The organism is Paenibacillus sp. FSL K6-3182 (genome assembly GCF_037976325.1).
Lineage (GTDB): Bacteria > Bacillota > Bacilli > Paenibacillales > Paenibacillaceae > Pristimantibacillus.
The window spans coordinates 318,996-339,446 of record NZ_CP150265.1 but is presented as its reverse complement, the minus strand read 5'-3'; the positions used below and the strand labels follow the sequence as shown (position 1 = coordinate 339,446).

Genomic DNA, 20,451 nt, shown 5'->3' with positions numbered 1-20,451 from the left:
CTTACGATGATTTTCACATGCAATCTACTTTTTTTCTACACGAGCATCATAAGACAATACAAAAGTGCCGCCCTCTCTTTTTATTTAGAAAAAGAGGGACAGCACGATATTCGTTGCCTTATAAGACATCCTTCAACTGACCGCGACTGTGGCCGTCTAACTTCTTCCAATCACGAACTTCACATCTTTTGCCGTTGATGTCGGTCAGAATAATTCGATTATCACTCGGGTATTGCATATGCTCATGCAAGTTCCGCATGACGATGCGGGTCGGTCCCAAATTGGTTTGCAACTCCCAAATCCACATGTCGGCTTTTTGCTTAATGGAATCAATATGAGTTACAAGCGGAAGGAAATACCGAAGCTTCAGCTCTTTATCCATTTCGGATCGGCTTTCTTTATCCAGCTGCTCAATATCCTGAATAACGCCGATCTCTTCACCCTTTGCATCGCGGACGGAAATATACTGGGTCGTGTATTGGAAAGGAAATATACGAAAGAGTATGATTTCTTCATAGGCCTTTCCTGCTACAACGCCTTGAAAAACGCCGCCTTGGCTGCGGGAAAATGAGACCGCGTTTGGTTCCAATAGATTAATCTCAAAAGGGTCCTTCGTGTTTATTTCAACACTAATGTCATTGGAATCAATCATGCATTTTCAACCCCCTTGATCTTGGACATTTCCTTTTGCGCCTCAACCAGCTTGTAGTATGCACCTTCGGAAGCCAGCAGCTCCTCATGTGTTCCTACTTCAACAATTTTGCCGTGATCCAGCACAACAAGCCGGTCTGCATTACGCAAAGTTGACAATCGATGGGCAATCGCAAACGTTGTTCTTCCTTTAACCAGACGCGATATTGCTTCTTGAATTTGACGCTCCGTCACCGTATCTACGGAGGCCGTTGCTTCGTCCAGAATTAGAATTCGCGGATCATGAATAATGGCGCGAGCAATAGATACCCGCTGCTTTTCTCCACCAGACAGCTTATGACCACGTTCACCTACTCTCGTGTCGTAGCCATCCGGCAGCTGAACGATGAAATCATGTGCATTAGCGATTTTGGCTGCGCGCATAATTTCCAGCTCTGTAGCGTCCGGTTTAGAGTAAGCAATATTTTCTGCTATCGTCCCGTCAAACAGAAACGTCTCCTGCAGTACAACGCCAATCTGCTTACGCAGGTCGTTCTGGCTAATATTGCGGATGTTCGTGCCGTCGATCGTAATCGTACCCTCATCCGAATCATAAAATCGGCAAATCATGTTAATAAACGTCGATTTTCCCGCACCGGAATGTCCGACTAATCCAATCATCTCGCCTGCAGCTACCTTTAAGTCTACACTTTTGAGCACAGGGTGATGCTTTTCGTATCCATAAGTCACCTTTTTGAATTCAACCTCGCCTTTTACACGGCCAATCTGTGCTGGGTTTACGGTATCGGGCACATCAGACGGGGTATCCATAATTTCAAATACGCGGTCAGCTGCCGAAATCGCATGCGTTGCCCAGTTGATCATTTGGCTTACCCACTGCAATGGTCCAAGAAGCATGCCCAAATAGGTAACTAGAGCGATCAAGGTACCGATAGATAGATTGCCCTGAAGCACGGTTTTGCCGCCAAAATACCAAATCAATAAAGTACCCGCTCCAGCGACTAAAGCGAAGACGGGGAACATGCCCTGCCACAAACCTTCAATTCGAATATTATGCCGAACGAGCTCCTTATTCGCTGCCGTATAACGTGACATTTCCGTCTTTTCCTGACCAAACGCTTTAACCACACGAATTCCTTGCAAAGAATCGCCAACTAAAGCATTTAATCTGAAAATAGACCTCCACTGCTGATACCACCGCCGACCGATCATCGGCCATAATACACTGGACAAAATAATCATAAGCGGCATAGGCAGCATGGCGAGCAGCGTTAATTTCCAATCAAAGCTAAACATAATGATGAAAATCGCAATGACACGAAGTGACTCACCCGAGACCCAGATGACACCATCGGTCATGAATTGCCGCATCGCCTCTGAATCATTGTTTACCCGTCCAATGAACTGCGAGGATTGCCTTCGGTCAAAGAAGGATAACGACAATCTCATCAAGGCATTATAGACATCGTGCCGAAGATCGCCCATTAATTTGGAACCGATCCACACGCCAATAATACCGCGCACGGTCTGCATGAGGGTGACTACCAGCGAGGTCGCTGCAAGGCCGATAACAATCCACAAAAGCGTGGAGCCCATATCCTTCGGAGTCAGCACATCATCCACAATCATTTTGGTCAAAAATGGCGGGATAAGCTCAACCAATGTTGTGAAAATCAACATAATCGCTGCCGCAACCATTTGCAGCTTGTAAGGTTTCGCATAGCTCAGCATTCGAAACAGAACCTTGCCGTTGTTTTTACAAACGGGACAAGCTTGAGAATCGTCCGGCAGCGGATTGCGGCATTTTGGACAATTTCTCGGGAATTCTTTCTCAGAAACCGTTGGCCGCTCTTCGCCTTTTGCCACTGCACCCATTAATTTAGATGCATATCCAAATATAGAAGTAAGCGATGCTGTGTAGCGTATAAGGATAATCGGACCGTTCTTGGTATCCGCTAGCAATGAGCCGCCGCCTACTCCGCCAACAGCCCGGGCATCTGTAATATCCGAAAATGTGAGTTTAGTCACCAACATCCCATCCGAACTCCACACCGATACTTCCTTTTCAGTCAGTACCAGCCATTCTTCCCCAAACTGACCATCATTCATTAAATCTGATACGGCATGAAACAGCGTTTTCTCTCTAAGTTGTGCTTCTATCGCCTTAGGAAGCTTATTAATAAAGGTCATATTCTTCCCCCTTTCGTTACCAACCTATTTACTCACATATTTTTATATGGGTAAAGATGGAAAATAACTATAACTGTTTATTACTGCCGGGCTGTCTTTATTACAGTACAAACAAAAACCCACAACCTTATTTGGTCGTGGGTTAGTATTCATACTATAGCTCTTAGCATATTAATACTTACTGCTCAGAGCTCCTTATTGCGTAATTATATGCTGTCATCAGCGATTTATAACCAAGAGCCACAATAATCAGAGCGAGAATTCCTGCTGCTATTGCTACCGCGAATCCCGTTCGCGCACCAAAGTGATCCACGACCCAGCCAGCTGCGGATGATCCTAAAGCAACCCCGATTCCCATGCCTGTAATAGCCCAAGTCATTCCTTCCGTCACTTTAGATTCGGGCACAATTTTCTCCACCAAGCCCATCGTAACAATAATAGTAGGAGCTACCGATATCCCAGCGAAAAATACAGCTACTGCTAGCTTCGTTATATTATCTACAAATAATAGCGGAAGCATCGTTGCCATGGTGACCGCGGCAGCCCACAAAAACTGGCGATAAAGCGGAGTTCTGAGCCTAAGTGCACCATAAACCAAGCCAGCTAAGCACGAACCTAAAGCATAAACGGAAAGCACAATGCTGGCAGCTGCAGTATTTCCTTGATTTTCTGCAAAAGCTACACTAACAATATCCACGGTGCCAAAAATAGTGCCTAACGCAATGAGCGCAAACACCAACACCCGCAATGAGCCAATCTTAATAACCGAACCTTTATGATCTGAATGAAGGGGACGCACAGCAGGTTCTGTACTCTTTTGCATCGTAAACAGGATGACCCCTATGGCTAAAAAAACGATGGCTAGAAGCGGACCCGCTTCGGGAAACAGCATAACGCTTAAACCGACCGAAATGATTGGGCCAATGATAAAGCAAAGCTCATCCATTACAGATTCAAAGGCAAACGCCGTTTGCAGCTTCGGGGAGCCCCGGTACAGCTCAGCCCAGCGCGCACGAACCATTGCCGGCATACTAGGCATGCAGCCTGCAATTAAGGCAAACAGGAATAGCGTCCAATCCGGCGCTTCATATCTTGTGCATAGCAGCAAGAAAACGATAGATACTACACTAATCCCTGTAAATGGGAGCAGAATACGGGATTGCCCCAACCGATCTACCATACGGGAAATTTGTGGAGCCATTAAAGCCGTTGATAAAGCAAAGGTAGCTGCTACAGCACCTGCTAGCCAGTATTCGCCGCGCAGCTGCGACAACATGGTCACGATGCCAATGCCCATCATCGATATAGGCATACGAGCAACAAAACCTGCAGCTGAAAACCCTTTTGCTCCGGCAGCTTTGAATATCTCGCGGTACGAATTAGCCATGATGCACCTCCAAGCAGTAAACGATTCGTACTACACTGTTCATTCCTTTTCTCCCCTCATATGAAAAACTTTTTATTTAGACTCTGTTTGATTTGGGCGTCGAAATATGAATTGACATACGCCGTGTATGTGAATAATATAAATACATACGGCGCGTATGTCAATGATTAAAAAAAGAATGCAAGCAGGAGGAAACATGGTTCGCAAAACGAGATCAGAAATGATTGCAGAAACACGAATCAAACTAGTGAGTGCCGCTAGAGAAGCATTTGGCACGATTGGGTATGCAAACACATCGATGGATGAGCTTACAGCTTCCGCGGGGTTAACGCGCGGTGCGTTATATCATCATTTTGGCGACAAAAAAGGGTTATTAGAAGCAGTTGTCAACGAAATAGATGCTGAAATGGATAGCAGATTAGCCGAAATTTCAGATACAGCCGAAGGAAATTGGGAAGGGTTCGTTGGTCGATGCCACGCATATCTTGCCATGGCGCTTGAACCGGAAATTCAGCGAATCGTACTTAGAGATGCACCCTCTGCTCTCGGAAATGCTTATTCGCAATCATCTCAGTCCCAATGTCTCGCAACGATGGCTGATATGCTTCATCGTTTAATGATAGATCAAGTTATAAAGACGACAGATCACGAAGCTTTAGCGCGGTTATTAAATGGAGCGCTAATTAATACTGCTTTTTGGCTGGCAAACGCCGAAAACGCCGAGGACGGCTTGAGTAAGGCTTTGCAGAGTCTTTCCCTCGTGTTAAACGGCTTGCTTCTAAAAGATCGTTCATAACATATAAAAGCGTGATGCACCTCAAATGTGCGAATGAAGTCCTTATTGCTTTCATCAAATGGTTGGAATAGCATTAAATTATTTGTGGTTATCATCTTCACAAAATCCGAAATGCTGGAGGAAGATCATATGAAGTTACGTTTCGAGGGGCATTATGCGGAGCTAATGCCTGGTGTAAAGCTGCTCATAAAGGAGCTGGGAATTGACTTGCAAGAGGACGGGCTGCCCGTTCACATCGAAGCATCCGAAGGTGAACTGGAAGTTGGCCTTGAACAGGACAAGGCTTATATTCGTTATGGACAAAAACATCAATTTTTCCGCGGACTTGGCTTGCTCATTCAACATAGCCGCAAGAGCAGCACATTCCATATTCGTGAGAAGCAGCAGTTCGATCAAATTGGACCTATGTTTGATCTTTCCCGCAACGCGGTGCTTACTTTAGACGGCTTTAAATCCATGCTGAATAAGATGGCTTTAATGGGAATGAGCACGGTCATGCTGTACATGGAGGATACATACGAAATTGAAGGCGAACCGTATTTTGGTTACATGCGGGGCCGCTATACGCAAGCGGAGCTGAAGGAAATTGACGATTATGCCGACCTATTCGGCATCGAAGCCTTCCCAAGCATACAAACACTCGCGCATCTGGAGGAATTTCTAAAATGGGAGCCGATCAAGCATTACCGCGATACGAAAGGCGCCTTGCTCGTCGGTGACGAACGGACAGATAAGCTAATCGAAAAAATGATTGATGCTGCCAGCTCGCCGTTCCGCAGCCGCAAGCTTCATATCGGAATGGACGAAGCAGAGGAACTTGGCCGCGGCAAATATTTGGACTTGAATGGCTACGAAAGCCGCTTTAATATTATGACTTCACATTTGGAGAAAGTACTCGAGGTCGCTCGCAGCCGCGGTTTGAAACCGATGATGTGGAGTGATATGTTCCTCAAGCTCGCTTCCGGGAATGGCGATGAATATTACGATAAAGATACCTCCATTCCTGAGGAGATGGCAAGCCGCATTCCCAAAGATGTCGATATGGTGTATTGGGATTATGTACATTTGGAAGCTGAGGATTACGAGAGGGTTATCGCTAATCATCGGCCGCTCGGCTGTAATTTAGTATTCGCAGGAGCCGTTTGGATTTTCAACACATTCGGCGTGAATTACGGCTTATCGCTGAACGCTTCAGATGTTGCGCTGCAAGTATGCAAACAGCAAGGCATCCGCGAAGTATATGCAACCATGTGGGGCGACGACGGCAATGAGGGAAATCCTTTCGCAGCGTTGCTTGGTCTGCAGCTTTATGCGGAGCATGCTTACTCCGAACAAAAACCAACGCAAGAACAGCTGGCGGAACGGGTTAAGTTTTGTACTGGAATAGAAGCAGAAGCTTTCATGCAGTTGAAGGATCTCGACGAAATTCCAGGGTCGGAGCCAAACAACAGCAAGCAAAGCAACCCTTCGAAGTTTCTACTATACCAAGATGTGCTGCTCGGGATGTTCGACAAGCAAATTGAAGGGCTGGATCTGGACAGTCACTATGCCAACTTAGAGCTGCAAATTCATAATAAACGCGATAAGAATGCTGCGCTTGATTATTTATTCGAGATGCCTGAGAAGCTGTGCACCGTATTGAAGCTAAAGAGCGAAATCGGGATTACGCTTAAGCAAGCCTATGATTCAAAGGATGATGATAAACTGAGGCACCTAGCCATGAATGAGCTGACAGCTATTGCAGAGGCAGTACGTGAGCTTCGAATAGCACATCGCTCGCAGTGGCTGCGCATGTTCAAACCATTTGGTTGGGAAGTCATCGACATTCGTTATGGCGGAGTTATTAGTCGCTTGGATACTGCGTCCGTTAGGATTATGGACTATGTGGAGGGACGAATTGCGAGGATCGAAGAGCTTGAACAGGAACGGTTGGTGTACAGCACAGTAAACCGCTTCAACCACAAAGGAGTAGGCTGGTGCAGCTATTATTATCGGATGGCATCGCCAAATGTCTTCTTCCATGTCTTGAACCCTTTTTAAGTGAACTGAATGAATAATTAGACTAAAAGCCCGTGAACGGATGATGACTACACAAACATCGCCGTCACGGGCTTGTTTATTATGAAATGTATAAGCTCCAGCGTATACGAAAGCCTGCCCTAATCCTCTTGTGTCAGATTAGCGCTTGCCAAGAGCTCATTGTAAGTTGTAATCTGCGGCTCCTTAGAACCGTAATAGAATGGGTTCGTAAAGGCGAGCAGCATTCCCGCTTCATCGCGAATATCAAAGCGATACCAGTTATACGCGCCTTCTTCCCAAGGTATATTCCATTCCAGCGCCGCTGGCGTTTCTTCCGCATCCGCCGCAGTAACTTCCTTCACTGATTCAGCAATACCGTTGTGAATGAAGGTTACTCGAGCGAACACATCACTCGCTACACTTAATGTGCAGTTCACTTCATGGGATGCAGCCTCGCTTTTCCCCGAACTAAACGCATCAGACAAATCACAGCCAAATCGGTAATCGTGGCCGCTGACTTGAATCGACGCTTCAAGCACGGGTCCGCGCGACACATAAACATGCCCATTTTTCACGCCTTCTAATACGTTGTCTGCACTCAAATCATCACACCATACATACGTGGAAGGGTCGCCAATTAAAGAAGGAATGGGGCTATCTTCATATTTATCTGTAGGCAGCATGTGAGAGTCAGAACCGCCAATTCCCGTAATACGATAACCTTCATTCCAGCTTGCCGTCCATAGCTGCAATGCCTTCTCCGTAGCGACAGTGTTCGGAGAAAAGGTCGGATCATTCCATATTTCCATGGCGTGTAATCCCTTTAGCTGCGTCTCCCCATATAGCCATGCCCAAGGTGCCAGCATTGGATGATTTATGGAGCAGACCGCTCCAAGCTCCGCTGCTTCCTTTATCAATCGGTCCATTCCCCGCTGCGTCGTCAAGCCACCGTCTTGTGCAGTCGCTCTCCAATCGATCCATTTCCTTAGACCAAGTGCATTCCAGTGCCCGTCACCAGCTGTGACTTCTACGCCGGGAATAACAAGTGCCTCTCCTTTCGCCCATGATGTAGACAGTACATTGTGATCCGTCGCTACAAAGAAATCCAGATCCTGCTTCACCGCTTGCTCACGGTTCATAAGCTGTGTCATTTTGCCATCGGACAATATGGTATGTGTGTGGAAATCACCTTTGTAGTAGCGGCCCCCCGTCTTCCACACCTTCGCCCAGTCGTAGTTGTCCATCGTGACGCCAGCATTCAAATTGCCAGTGCTCCAATATTCGCGCTCGCCCTGCAGCTGAGTCGATTCATATTCCGCCGGCAGAGCGCCATGTCCAAACTCCCATTCTGCTTCGAACATTCTGCCCTCTTCATTTGAAACCTCAAGCGTCCACATGCCTTGAACGATGGGACCCGGCATCGCTATGGGACTCGTAAATTCTACCTGCTTATGAACGACGATCAGCCGCTCGTTTCCACCATCTAGGAAGCAGAATCGAATATTATTCTCTGCATCGAATAAATGCAATCTTCCCCACGAGTTTTCCTTCTCATACGTAAAGCGAATCGCAAGCCAGTCGTACTCTTCTTCAACCGCAATCGGAAAATAGCTGTTATTTTGCTCCAGCTTAACGGAAATTTTTCCTTTATTCATAGTTATTCACCTTCCATATCCTATAATTCTGTAAAATCTAAGATTGCCTATGATAATAATTCCTGCGGTAATCGCAATCGACATCACAATTCGCATTTTCCCCTGCTGCTCTTTCAGGACTATACTACCGAGCAGCGTACTAAAGACGATTAAAATAAAGCCTGCTCTCTTACTCCATTTACTCGTACCAGTAACCTTTTATTCCTTTTTCCATCCGCATAAGTGCCTCAAGGTAAAAGTAGTCTCCCCAGATCATAAAATCATCCGGCGCTGTATTGCCTCTTACATAATAAGAGCCATGCTTTAATAACCCTTCTGCCTCTTCTCCCATCGTGGAGTAATGACGAACAAGTGAGGTCATCGACAAATTCAGCTTCCGTTCAAATTCAGCGCGATCTGGATCGTTATCGTCCAGATGGCTCATTAATTCCAGCAAGCCCGCGGCTGTAATCGCAGAGGCAGAGCTGTCACGGTACGTCCCTTTCTCGACCTGAACATCAAAGTCCCAGTAAGCTACATTATCTTCTGGCAGCTTTGAAAGGAAATAGGCTGCCATCCGTTTCGCTGTATCTAAATACGCCTTATTCCCGGTGTAGCGATAGGCAAGTGCAAAGCCATAAATACCCCATGCTTGGCCGCGAGCCCATGTCGATCCGTTGGTGTACCCTTGATGTGTTGCGCCGCCTAGCGCCTCACCGGTTTCTTCATTAAAAACGAAGGTATGATAGGAGCTGTCGTCACCTCGCACAAGGTAGCGGCGGCTTTGATCTGCCTGCTTAATGGCAACCTTATAATAACGCTCATCGCCCGTTTGTTGATAAGCCCAGAATAACAATGGAAGATTTAAGAGGCAATCAATAATCATGCGCCCGCCATGCTTCTCGTCTCCAGCCAGTCCCCAAGCTTGAATGTATTGCCCTTTTTCTCTAAAGCGGCGCAAAAGCACATCTGCCGCCTGTAATGTCAGCTCTCTTGCTTCCTCATCCCGCTCCAAAATCCACTGTGCTTTCGAGGATAAGGTGTATAAGAAACCGATGTCATGATGATCAAGCACAATATGCTCTTCCATACGATGCTTGAAGCTCTTTACCGTGAGCCGAGCAGCATCACGGTAAGCTTCATCTCCGGAATATTCGTAGCATAACCACAGCATTCCACTCCAAAATCCGTTTGTCCAATCTTCATTGTCATTGAGTTTATACTTGTCGTTGACACTGACATGCGGGAAGCGAACCCCAAAACGCTGGATGTTCTTTTTCGTCTTCTCCATTGCATCTTCAATTGCCGATTTCCACATGTCCTTCCATCCTCTCAGCTACCGATTTATCTGATCCAGCATTCTCTTCACGATAGCGGCTGCTTCCGCACGAGTCGCTAAAGCCGCAGGGTTAAATCTTTGCTGCTTGTCCCCTTGCAGCAGTCTATTATTTACCGCTGCTGCTGCTTCCTTTACACTCCATGGTGCAATTTTTTGGGAATCCGTAAAAATATGAAGTTGAGCAGTATCTGCCCCGGTCATCCAGTCTGGTTGAATCTTACTCATGACGCGAGCAATCAGCACCGCCAATTCTTGGCGCGTAATGGTTTGCTCTGGCTTAAACGAGCCGTCTGCATAACCGTTCATCAGTCCAGCCTCATGCACTCGAATAATATCATTCTCATACCAACTGCCCTGTATGTCGCTTGCATCGGTGTACGTTAGATTTGAGCCTTTCACACCAAGATCCATCATACGAGCGATTATAGCAGCCATCTCTGCGCGAGTAATTTCCGCCTGAGGTGCGAAAGTATCTGCATTTCTTCCTTGCATAATAAACTTAGATGCCAAGTATTGTGCATCATCCTTGACCCAGTGCTTCCCAAGATCGGCAAATGTCTTGTTTGCTTCAACCAACAGGTAGGTTTCTCCTGGCAGGCCGTCAAAGGTTGCTTCTACACCGCTCCCAGCCGCTTTTAGCTTCATTGGAACTGGAACAAGCGCTTTGCGCTCCTTGTCATAACGCAGCCCCGCCAAATGAGCCGGATTTGCTTTCGTTTCTATCGTCCATTTCATTTCTAGCTTTCCAGCATTAATCAAGCTGCCGTACATTCGCTGCAAGGAGCCCGCCTCCACTACAACTTGGTCAGCGATATGAACGAGTGAAGCACCTAATTTTTTGGCATGGTCTGTAATCGTTGTAACTGCGTCTTCAGCAATAGGCTTCATTCCGATTCGCAAGCCATTGGCCACTTCAACATTATCCATCTGCTTTAGTGGAAGAGTAATAAACATATTGGGCCCGCTCAAAATTAGCATAGCTTCGCGGTTCCACTCCAGCAGCTTCGAAATGGCAGCGTATGAGAGCTGAACGCTTTGGGCTCCATTCGGTATTAAAATTAAAATCTGCCCAGCCGCCAATTGCTCGTCTGTACTGACCATTTTTAATTCGCCGCCAAGTATGACTTGAACCCGTTCTTTTATCGTTATCTCATTTGAACCTGAACCTCCAGGTGCCGGGCTCGGCGTTGGATCAGGAGTCGGTGTTGGTGTCGGATCAGGCTTTGGCGTTGGCTCCGGATCTGGTTTTACTTCCGCCGCCTCAATTACAACAGTCGCTGTCGCTTGATACCCTCCATCGACAGAAGCTGCAATAATTTCCACCTTGCCGGGCAGCAAGCCTGTAACAACGGCTTGTCCATTATTAACTTGCAGCGTTGCTAGGGCACGATGCTCATCGCTCATCGTCCAAACGATTTGTTTGTTTTTGGCATGATCTGGTTTCACAGCCGCTTCAAGCTTCACTTGCTTACCCTGCTTTAGCGTTGCTTCTGGTGGTGTGACGGTAATTTCCGTCACCTTTGCCCCCTCAAATGCCTTCATCTTCACTTCCAAATATGGCGCAAACGCAGCGTTTTCTTTACTCTTGATCTGTGTATTCAAGCCTTTCACGCCTGGCTGCTCGATCAATGCTAAACTTAAACGCTGATCACGCAGCAATTCCACTTTTACGGTGTCTACCAGCTCGTATTCACGCCATTTATCAACCTTTTGGAAAGCAATTGTGGAGATGGCATCACCATAAGCCGGTTGATTGCCCCACACCATCTCGGTCTCTTTCCAAGAATCGTCCTCAACGCGGTGAATACCGATCAAATTAGAATCGTATTTGGCATCGCCATCATTTATTTTTCCGTAGACCTTCAGCTTTACAGACTCCATATCACCAGAGATGCTGCTGAGGTCAAACTTCATAAAGGATCGTTGTGTATATCCCTCGCCATATTCACGCACTTCAACATAATCTTTGGAGCCATTATTCACATTGGCATGATTTGCTCCACTACGGACGAAGGTATCCTCCATCACCGGAACTTTAAAAGTTTTACCTTCTTCCGGCTGCATGGCTTCCATATCGATTGTTTGGCTCGGATCAACCTTCAACGTAATCGTATGGACTTTTCCTGCTGATCCTTGCGTATGGATTGCCAAGCGAGTATACGGGAAAGTTTGTACGACCTGAATGCTTGGATCTTGTGCAATGATCTGCAATCCTATTTTACCGAGGTCAACCGTTACCATGCCCTGCTTCTGTGTAGGCTCAGCAATCGCAAGGGTAAGCTCACTGCCTTTCTCCTTCATCATCATGGAAATAGGTTTATCGGTCTTCACATACTGGAAAGCAGACGCCTCCCAGAAATTCAAACCTGTAATCTGCTGCTTCGTTTCTTTTACAGCATGAACCTTCTCCGTTTTAGCCAGTACTTGAATGTCGGGATTCACTTCATATGCAGCAGTTTGCTCCGGCGTCTTGCCTGGAAGCAGCACATATTCATAAGTCCCATCTGTCGGCAATATGCCATGCTCAATGGCAAGGCTTAAATAATTGCGCTTCACTACATCCGCTGGGCCACCCTTATTAATTTCGCTCCATGCTCCCTCGCGCGCTTCACGTTTGCCTGTCACTTTTTCTCCCGAAGGGAATACGTATCCGATATCAGAACCGACAGCATTGCCCTCCATATGAGCCCATTTCACATCCGTCATTTGTTCCTGCCAGCCTAAACTCGTTGGCATTTGATGACCATTCACAATAAGCTTATTGGCTCCCGCTTGTGTTAGCTGACGATTCTCAACGATCGTTTCTGTCATGTTCGCCGTGTTGTTAGCAATATCAGAACCTACTGCAACCATTTCATCATCGAACAAGAACCATGATTTTTTCCCTTGCAAAGAACTTCCTGTACTGCCTGCAAGCGAGAACTCCATACCCACAGCTCCATAGTAATCATCGATCACTGAGCCGCCAACCCAATCCTTGCCGTTCATATAACTGCCCCATTCTGCAGGGTCTTTATAGGAATGGTCTGTCGTTGTTCCTGGCAACCTGTAGCTATCAATGGTTGGCCAATAATGGTCACTAAACTGCTTCAAGTCGCTGTTGTATACATTCGTCATTCCGATTCCTGTGTACCAGCCTTTTTTATTCTCACCATTGCCATATTCAAATGCTGCAATGCGATCAGAGAACATACTGATAGAAAGACCGAAGTCTGGACGAAGCTGAACAGCCCGATCCATACCCGCAAACATTTGCGTATGAACCAGCTCTCCACGAGGAGCAACGCTGTCATCCTGCATTAATTGCTTCAATAAATGAAGTTCATATAATGGCAATCCCTCGTAATAATTTTCAAATGTCGTGTCAGAACGCACCCATTCCTTCACCATACTTTTGGTTTCCTCTGCTATGGCTGGCGGGGCAGACTGAGCCAGTCGCAAAAGCGTCATTATAATGGAGCGCCCTGTAATATGATCAGAATCGGCAGCACGAGAAATGCTGCGGCCTTTCACCGAGTCCAGAATCGCACCTTTATATAAAAGCGGTTCAAAAGAATCTTTTACCCAGTTATAAACATTGCTTGCACTCGGGTCTGAAATCGCCCACTCCGAATCTGCAAAAATATAAAATAAATCAGCCATACGTCCGAGCAATACCGCACCATAACCGCCGGTATACGCGATGCTTGTATGTTGAACGAGGGAACCATCCTCATAAAGTCCATCCCCCTTCTTCACATACAAGAACTCATTCGCAATCGAATCGCGTCCCTGCATGACTTTAGCGGCATGTTGACCTACAATGCCACGCAGCGTCACAACGAGTGCTTTATCAAGCAGGTTGGCTCCTGTCTCAATCGTCGCTGAGTTCGCTACACGTTTTTTGGGGTCGGGTACGAACTTATCAATCGCTTCAATATATTTCGCAATCAAATCTGGCGGCATTGCATCATACATGAGCGACAGGATATTCATAATTTCCTGCGGTGTTCCGATCTCCCAATCCCACCAGTTTCCTGTAATCTTCTTGCTGGAATTGTATTGATACTTCAGCATCCATTCCATCGCCTGAATAATATCGTTTTTTAAGTCTTCATTTTGAAAAAGAGAGGAGCCTTTCATTGAATAAGCCAACGAGAGATCTCGAATAATGCCGTACGCCCAGGAAATTCGCCACGAATCATTTTGAGTTTTGATGATGACGTCTTCCCATAATGCATCCGCATCAGCAGCTTTATTCAGCTTGTCCCATCTTCCGGTACCTTCTTTATTCGTCATTCGGTTTACTAACGCTTCAACATTTGCAGCAAGCTCAGGATCATTCATATCGATCCCTTCTCCGCCAACCAGCTTTGCCGCCCATTTTTTGCGAAGCGTTTCATACGCTTTTTTCTGTGCGTCCGATTCTACCGTAACGAAGCTTTGTGCGGATACTCTACGATCGCTCGTCGCAGCAGTAATCACCGCCGTGCCGTAATCATGAGCCGTTACTTCACCATTTTGAACCGTTGCTACTAGCGAATTGGAGGAGCTCCAAATCAGGTCATCCATCGGTGCATTCGCAGGTGCCACAGTAGGAATCAGCTGGACTTTTTGCTCCTTATCCATGTTCACGTTTTGTGGACTAAGCGCGATGGACGTAATGTCTTTGAATGGAATGAGCGTTACATCGTCAATCCATAAAGTCCCTGTACCCGTTTCAAAAAATATTTCAACTTTAAAGCTAGCAATTTGCGGCTTATCCGGAACCTGCAGCAGCAGTTCATAAGAGGTCCAATCCGTTGTCCCTCTTACATAAGGAAGATAAGGACCGTCTTCAATCTTTTTCCCATCAGCACCGCAATACTGTGTACGAATATATACGCCTTTACTCACATTTTCCGGCAGCACTTGATCCGTCATTATCCAAGCCTGCAGCTTATAGGTCTGCCCTGGTGTAATCGGAACGAGCGGATCAGGAACGATGTCTGTTCTAGCAAGCTTATCGTGCTTTACTTGCACCGATCGTGTTCCTGTGTGATAGACAGCCTCCGTAACGGATACATTCTGATTGCCTTCCATTGCTCGCCATACACCCCAGCCCGCTGGTCTTCCTCCATCCTGCCAACCTTTATCCGGGATTAAGTTGCCTTCTTCAAAGCTGCCATTAGCAATCAAATTAACCATTGTATTTGCACTCGCAACCTCTTGACCGCCGAGTATAGGCAGCCCCGCAAACACAAACTGAACTGCCATACAGCATACCACTACAATTGAAATAGACCTCTTCCTGATATTCATGAATGAACCCTCTCCTATCTTCAGTTCATGATGGTATTACTTTGCAATACTTTGCACTACCCCAAATCAGGTGTATCTTGAAGCGTCACTTGCAGCGTCTTCGCTCCATGCAGCTCGAACACTACAATTTCATTTGCACCGGTACGAAGCAGCGGACCTGGAACATAAAGTGTCTTCTGCGGCCCTGCTTCCCAGTAACGTCCGAGGTTGAAACCATTTACGAACACAATTCCTTTGGTCCAGCCTTCAAGTGCCAGGAAGGTATCTGCAATATCCGACTCCTGCTCAATGTGGAGGGAGCCTTGGTAGAAGGTTGGTCCACTTATGTCTTGTACTCGCTCTTCAGCAGCAGGCGCTTGCTCAAGTTGAGCAAGATTATGAAGCGGCAGCGAATGAATCGTCCAATCAAATAGAAATTGGAAACCTAATCTCACCCCTTCAGTAATCCCTTTATAATCTCGCAAATACGGCCCATAGTTGGTTCTGCCCATATTCTCGACTAGAATACGAAGCTCTGCTCCGCCCTCTGGCACATCGAACTCGATTGGCTGTGGGTCCCAGCGCTCGATAACACCCTTATACTCACCATCTAAAAATACGAGCGCGCGATCGTGAACCTCCTGCAAAACAAGTGAACAATTTAGTCTTGGGCCCGAAACCTTTGTTGTATATAAAATAAATCCATAATCTTGTCCGAGCTTCTCCATCGGTTCAGGGCAGGTGCGCTGCACGGGTGTCGACAGCAGCGGCAGCACATCGAACAGCGGCGCAATCGGCTTCATTTGAACATGGCCATATCCCATTTTGCGAACAGGCTCCGGAAGCGGCAATAACGCCGTGCCAAAATGTTTTGCGATTAGCTCTCTTAACAGGACGTATTTCTCCGTAATATCCCCCCACTCGGTTAGTGGACTATCATAGTCGTAGCTCGTTACCGTCGGCTCATATTTCCCATGGTTGTTGGCTCCATTATAGAATCCGAAATTCGTACCTCCATGGAACATATAGAAGTTAACCGATCCGCCAGCATTCAGCATATCCTCAAACACTTGCACCGCTTCCTGTGCATCTCGCGTATGATGCGGCTTGTTCCAGTGATCGAACCAACCATTCCAATACTCCATGCACATGAGCGGCTTGTCCGGCTGGACTTGCTTTAAGCTGTTAAAAGCTTCCTCTGTTCTCGAACCAAAGTTTACGGTTTCAAGAACACCCGGAATCATCCCGCCCTGCAGCATAAAATCTTCCGGGCCATCTGAGGTAAACAGCAGAACGTCCATTCCGCGCGAAATCATGCTTTCCTTGATATGCTCAAGATATTTTAGATCATTGCCATAGCTGCCGTACTCATTCTCAATTTGCATTGCAATAATTGGACCGCCGTTTGTACATAACAAAGGCTTTAGCATCGGCAGCAGCACATCATAATAAGCATCTACTTTTGATAAAAATAACTCATCATAGCAGCGTAAGCGCATTCCATCCTCAGCAAGCAGCCAAGCTGGCATGCCACCGAACTCCCACTCCGCACAAATGTAAGGGCTTGGACGTACAATGACATGCAATTCCAGCTCTGCTGCTATCTCGATAAACGCTACAATATCCGCCATTCCCGTGAAACAGAACTTACCCTCCTGCGGCTCGTGCATATTCCATGCGACATACGTTTCAACTGTATTAAAACCGCAAGCTTTTAGCTTAAGCAATCGATCCTTCCAATACCCCGGAATAACACGGAAATAATGAATCGCCCCCGACAAAATCGTTATCGGTTTATCCTCATAAAGAAATTGATTACCTTGCACTCTGAATGATGCCATGTCATTTACTCCTCTGCTCATGAACTTGATGTATTTGACTTGCCATATCTACTTCGAATTTGCATGCTCGCCAATTAGACGGTTAATTTCCTCACGCTTGCGGATATACCATTCCACCTCACGCGGATATGCTTCAAAGGATAGTTCCTGCGCTAAGCCATCTTCGAGCAAAGCAATTACCGCATCCCGTGAGGTACTCCGCTCTAGAAGCTCAAGCGCTCGCAGATCCTGCAGAGCTTCTGTAAGCACCTCCAGCCTAATAGACTCAATTGGCCCTTCAGCACCTGGATATACGAGAAATGCATCCCCCGCTGGAAAACCGCCGCCTGCATCCGTCACTTGAAACGGATTAATCGGATACTTCGAGAACTGCGCATACCAGAAGTTGTAGCCCCAATGCAAGAAACCTGCAAGCTTCATCTTATACAGCTGCATGCCTAATACACGATTGCGCGAAGACGGCATATGGAGAAAGCGATTAGACACAAGCTTGTATTGGGCGCAGCAATAATACGACCATAATCCCTCTACCCCGTGTTCAAGAAACGGCTGAATCGCATTGCTAGCCGGAATGGGGTGCTTAATTAGACCACTTTCATAAAATTCATACTCTGAGAGTGCATCAATGATCGGAAATCCTTCCAAAATCGGTCCAATAAGCTCACTCGCTGCGCGATAGGTGTCCATGTCCGCAAGGTTTGGCTCATCCGACAGATGGAAATAAACCCGCTTCTCTAAACCGTTTTCTTTTATAAATGACACTAACTCGTGCAAAAATAACGTAAGAAATTTGGTGTACTCCGAATCCGTGGAATCCGTATCCCAGCCAAACAGCTGCTTCTCCTGACCATCAACTGTGGCGACTACCTTCGGTGCATGCTTGGCACCCCATTGTGTAAAGAGATGAGAGAACTCAAAATATTTCACGCCGCTGCGGTCACATAATGCAATCCAGCGCTTTAATTTTTCAAAAGTAAATCTGTAATCATCCCCCACGCGTTCAACTTGAACGAGCTGCACGGTTGGGCGGTCTCCTCCAATTTCCGTGTCTAACGGAGGGGTAAACAAAGGGGTCAAAATCATATTCATTCCATGTTTCACAGCGGTTTGGATGTATTGCTCAATCAAATGCCAATGGTACTCGCTAAATACGTCCGTCTTATAGTAGGTAGCCAAGCAGTCAACATGGAACCATTCGGTATGGATAAGCGACTGCTCCGGCAGTGCTGCCGCAATTACCTCCAGCGTAAATGTTTCCTCACCTACTTGCTCGCCGCTATCATTGATGAGATATATACGAATATCAAATAAACCTGCTTTCGCATCTATCGGAACCTCGACAGTTATCCATAGAGAACGCCATTGGCTTGGATAACCGGTTAAACCGCGGTTTGCATCAAATGGGATTAACGCATCTGGATACAAGCCGGGCGTGCTTCTCAGCACATCTTCATCCGCATCATGATAGCTCACCATATTGGCGGGTACCAGCTCTACCGTTCGTACGGTCAATGCTTGCTCAAGCTCGGACTCCACCCGAACCTGCAGCTGCCGCATAAGTACATCTGCCCGATATGCAACCTGGAACGAATAGGATTCACCAAGCAGTGCCGAGCCTCTAGTTACCGCAGCTGTAAGCAGTTCTTCATCGGCGAATACTTTGATTAATGAACTGATACATCTCGTTTCCAGCTGCAAAGCTCCATTTAACTTTTCCACTTCATATTCCCCCTACATGATCTAATAAAAAAGATAAGCCCGGTAAACTCGACTGACCTATTCGAACTTACCGGGCTTATTTACTTACTTGCTTGCTAACGATTTATAAGAATCACTTGTTTCTTTCAGATGCTGCTGGAAGCTGGCGTCGGCTTTAAGCCCGCCAATAAACTTGTCCCAGTCCTCCATGCTTGCTTTGCGGATGACAACGTTTGTGTACATATCAACAAACTTCTTCTGCCAATCGCCGCCTTTTTCCATCCATACTTCAGTCGTTGGCAGCCCTGCAGCAGGATTTTTAATTGAAGATGCTGAGATGGTATCTACCAGCTGGCGGTTGTAATCTCTAACTTCTGCTGGCATGCCAGGTCCTTCAGCACGTTGGTATTTGTTGAAATAACCGGAAATCCATTGTGCAGTCGTCGCTGTACCATAAGCTTTTTTCTTGCCTTCATCGGTTTGAAAGATTGAACCATCTTCCGATACGGTATAATCCTTGTCTTTAATACCATAGGTAACGAGATTGTAGCCTTCTTCAGTCGCCGTTTCGTTATAAACCTCAAGAATTTTCTTCAGCTTGTCTTCGCTAACCTTTTTGCTGACTAGGAATAATCCATAGTAGCCATATGCTTGTTCATTGTACTTTTTGCCGTCTTTGGCAGCTGGAATTTCATACGCCTTCAATTCTGCTTCAGGCTTAATTTTTTGCAGCTCTTGTCCGAAAATAAACGCTTCGTTAATATTGCCGAAAGAGATGCCCGCTTTGCCTTGAATCATCATTTCTTTTACTTGGCTTGGCTTCATTACTGGCAAGTCCGGCGTAATAAGACCATCGCCATACGCCTTGCTCCAGAATTCAAGCGCTTCTCTTGCTTCAGCCGTCAGCCAATAAGGCTCAAGACCGCCTTCAGCCGTTTCCTTCCACGCTGTGCCTGCGCCAAACATCGTCATCATATAAGGGCTGACACTCGCTTGCACCATACCAAAGGTATCGTTTTTGCCGTTGCCGTCTGGATCATTTTTTGTAAAAGCTTCTAACACTTTGTAGAGCTCATCCATCGTCGTTGGTGCATTCAATCCCACTTTATCAAGCCAATCTTGACGAATAATGAGAGATTCATGTCCATCCAATGGGCGAACACGCGGAATACCGTAGGATTTGCCCTTGAAATTAATGTTCTCAATGGCATTCTCCGGATAACCTGCTAGGTTCGGATAATCCTGCAAGAACGGAGTCAAATCCCAGAATGCACCCTGCTCAATCGCGGTTGAGAATGCAGGATCATTGATATCCTCGATAAGAATGACATCAGGCAAGCTCTTGGAAGCAAGCAAAGCATTCAGCTTCTCTTTATAGCTATTAATCGGATAAAAATCGATGCTCAGCTTTACATTTAGTTTTTCATTGAGCTGCTGAACACTTTCGAGATCACTGCTAGGAGATTCACCATAAGTCATCGTGCCGATATTAATATCAACCGGCTTTTGTTTACCCTCTTTATTGCCGGCCGATTTAGCTTCGCCACCATTCGAACAGCCAATTAAACTTGTCGTAAGAACGAGTGTCAAAAGCGTCATGCCAAAGTTTCTTTTTTTCATTTTTAAAACCCTCCCTT

Annotated in this window: 11 protein-coding genes; 2 read left to right on the top strand and 9 right to left on the bottom strand. The window is 46.4% G+C overall.

The window, feature by feature from the left end; all coding sequences use genetic code 11:
• Positions 1-118: 118 nt before the first annotated feature.
• The 3 genes from MHH56_RS01595 to MHH56_RS01585 form a co-directional block, all read right to left on the bottom strand.
• Positions 119-652: a DUF1854 domain-containing protein gene (locus MHH56_RS01595; protein WP_339206138.1), complete on the bottom strand. Its 534-nt coding sequence runs from the start codon at positions 650-652 to the stop codon at positions 119-121.
• Positions 649-2,841, bottom strand: a complete 2,193-nt coding sequence (locus MHH56_RS01590) for an ABC transporter ATP-binding protein (RefSeq protein WP_339206136.1) — start codon at positions 2,839-2,841, stop codon at positions 649-651. Before MHH56_RS01590 ends, MHH56_RS01595 begins: the two co-directional genes overlap by 4 nt.
• A gap of 178 nt (positions 2,842-3,019) precedes the next feature.
• Positions 3,020-4,228: an MFS transporter gene (locus MHH56_RS01585; protein WP_339206135.1), complete on the bottom strand. Its 1,209-nt coding sequence runs from the start codon at positions 4,226-4,228 to the stop codon at positions 3,020-3,022.
• Positions 4,229-4,424: 196 nt separating this feature from the next.
• On the opposite strand from MHH56_RS01585, the gene MHH56_RS01580 reads away from it, so the two are divergent.
• Together MHH56_RS01580 and MHH56_RS01575 are read left to right on the top strand one after the other, a co-directional pair.
• Complete coding sequence (locus MHH56_RS01580) at positions 4,425-5,024, top strand: TetR/AcrR family transcriptional regulator (protein WP_339209459.1); 600 nt, start codon at positions 4,425-4,427, stop codon at positions 5,022-5,024.
• A gap of 129 nt (positions 5,025-5,153) precedes the next feature.
• A complete protein-coding gene (locus MHH56_RS01575) occupies positions 5,154-7,064 on the top strand; it encodes a beta-N-acetylhexosaminidase (protein ID WP_339206134.1) in 1,911 nt (636 codons plus the stop codon).
• A gap of 119 nt (positions 7,065-7,183) precedes the next feature.
• Here MHH56_RS01575 and MHH56_RS01570 read toward each other — a convergent pair whose 3' ends face one another.
• The 6 genes from MHH56_RS01570 to MHH56_RS01545 all read right to left on the bottom strand — a co-directional run bounded on the left by MHH56_RS01570 (position 7,184) and on the right by MHH56_RS01545 (position 20,434).
• Positions 7,184-8,698 (bottom strand): CehA/McbA family metallohydrolase, encoded by a 1,515-nt coding sequence (locus MHH56_RS01570; RefSeq protein WP_339206133.1) that lies wholly within the window; start codon positions 8,696-8,698, stop codon positions 7,184-7,186.
• A gap of 178 nt (positions 8,699-8,876) precedes the next feature.
• Entirely contained in the window at positions 8,877-9,995 is a 1,119-nt protein-coding gene (locus MHH56_RS01565; protein WP_339206132.1) for a glycoside hydrolase family 88 protein, read from the bottom strand.
• A gap of 18 nt (positions 9,996-10,013) precedes the next feature.
• Complete coding sequence (locus tag MHH56_RS01560; RefSeq protein WP_339206131.1) at positions 10,014-15,296, bottom strand: polysaccharide lyase family 8 super-sandwich domain-containing protein; 5,283 nt, start codon at positions 15,294-15,296, stop codon at positions 10,014-10,016.
• A 56-nt stretch (positions 15,297-15,352) separates the two neighbouring features.
• Positions 15,353-17,116 (bottom strand): beta-galactosidase family protein, encoded by a 1,764-nt coding sequence (locus tag MHH56_RS01555; RefSeq protein ID WP_339206130.1) that lies wholly within the window; start codon positions 17,114-17,116, stop codon positions 15,353-15,355.
• A gap of 48 nt (positions 17,117-17,164) precedes the next feature.
• Positions 17,165-18,835 (bottom strand): DUF4091 domain-containing protein, encoded by a 1,671-nt coding sequence (locus MHH56_RS01550; protein WP_339206128.1) that lies wholly within the window; start codon positions 18,833-18,835, stop codon positions 17,165-17,167.
• Positions 18,836-18,919: 84 nt separating this feature from the next.
• Positions 18,920-20,434, bottom strand: a complete 1,515-nt coding sequence (locus tag MHH56_RS01545; protein ID WP_339206126.1) for an extracellular solute-binding protein — start codon at positions 20,432-20,434, stop codon at positions 18,920-18,922.
• Positions 20,435-20,451 lie beyond the last annotated feature (17 nt).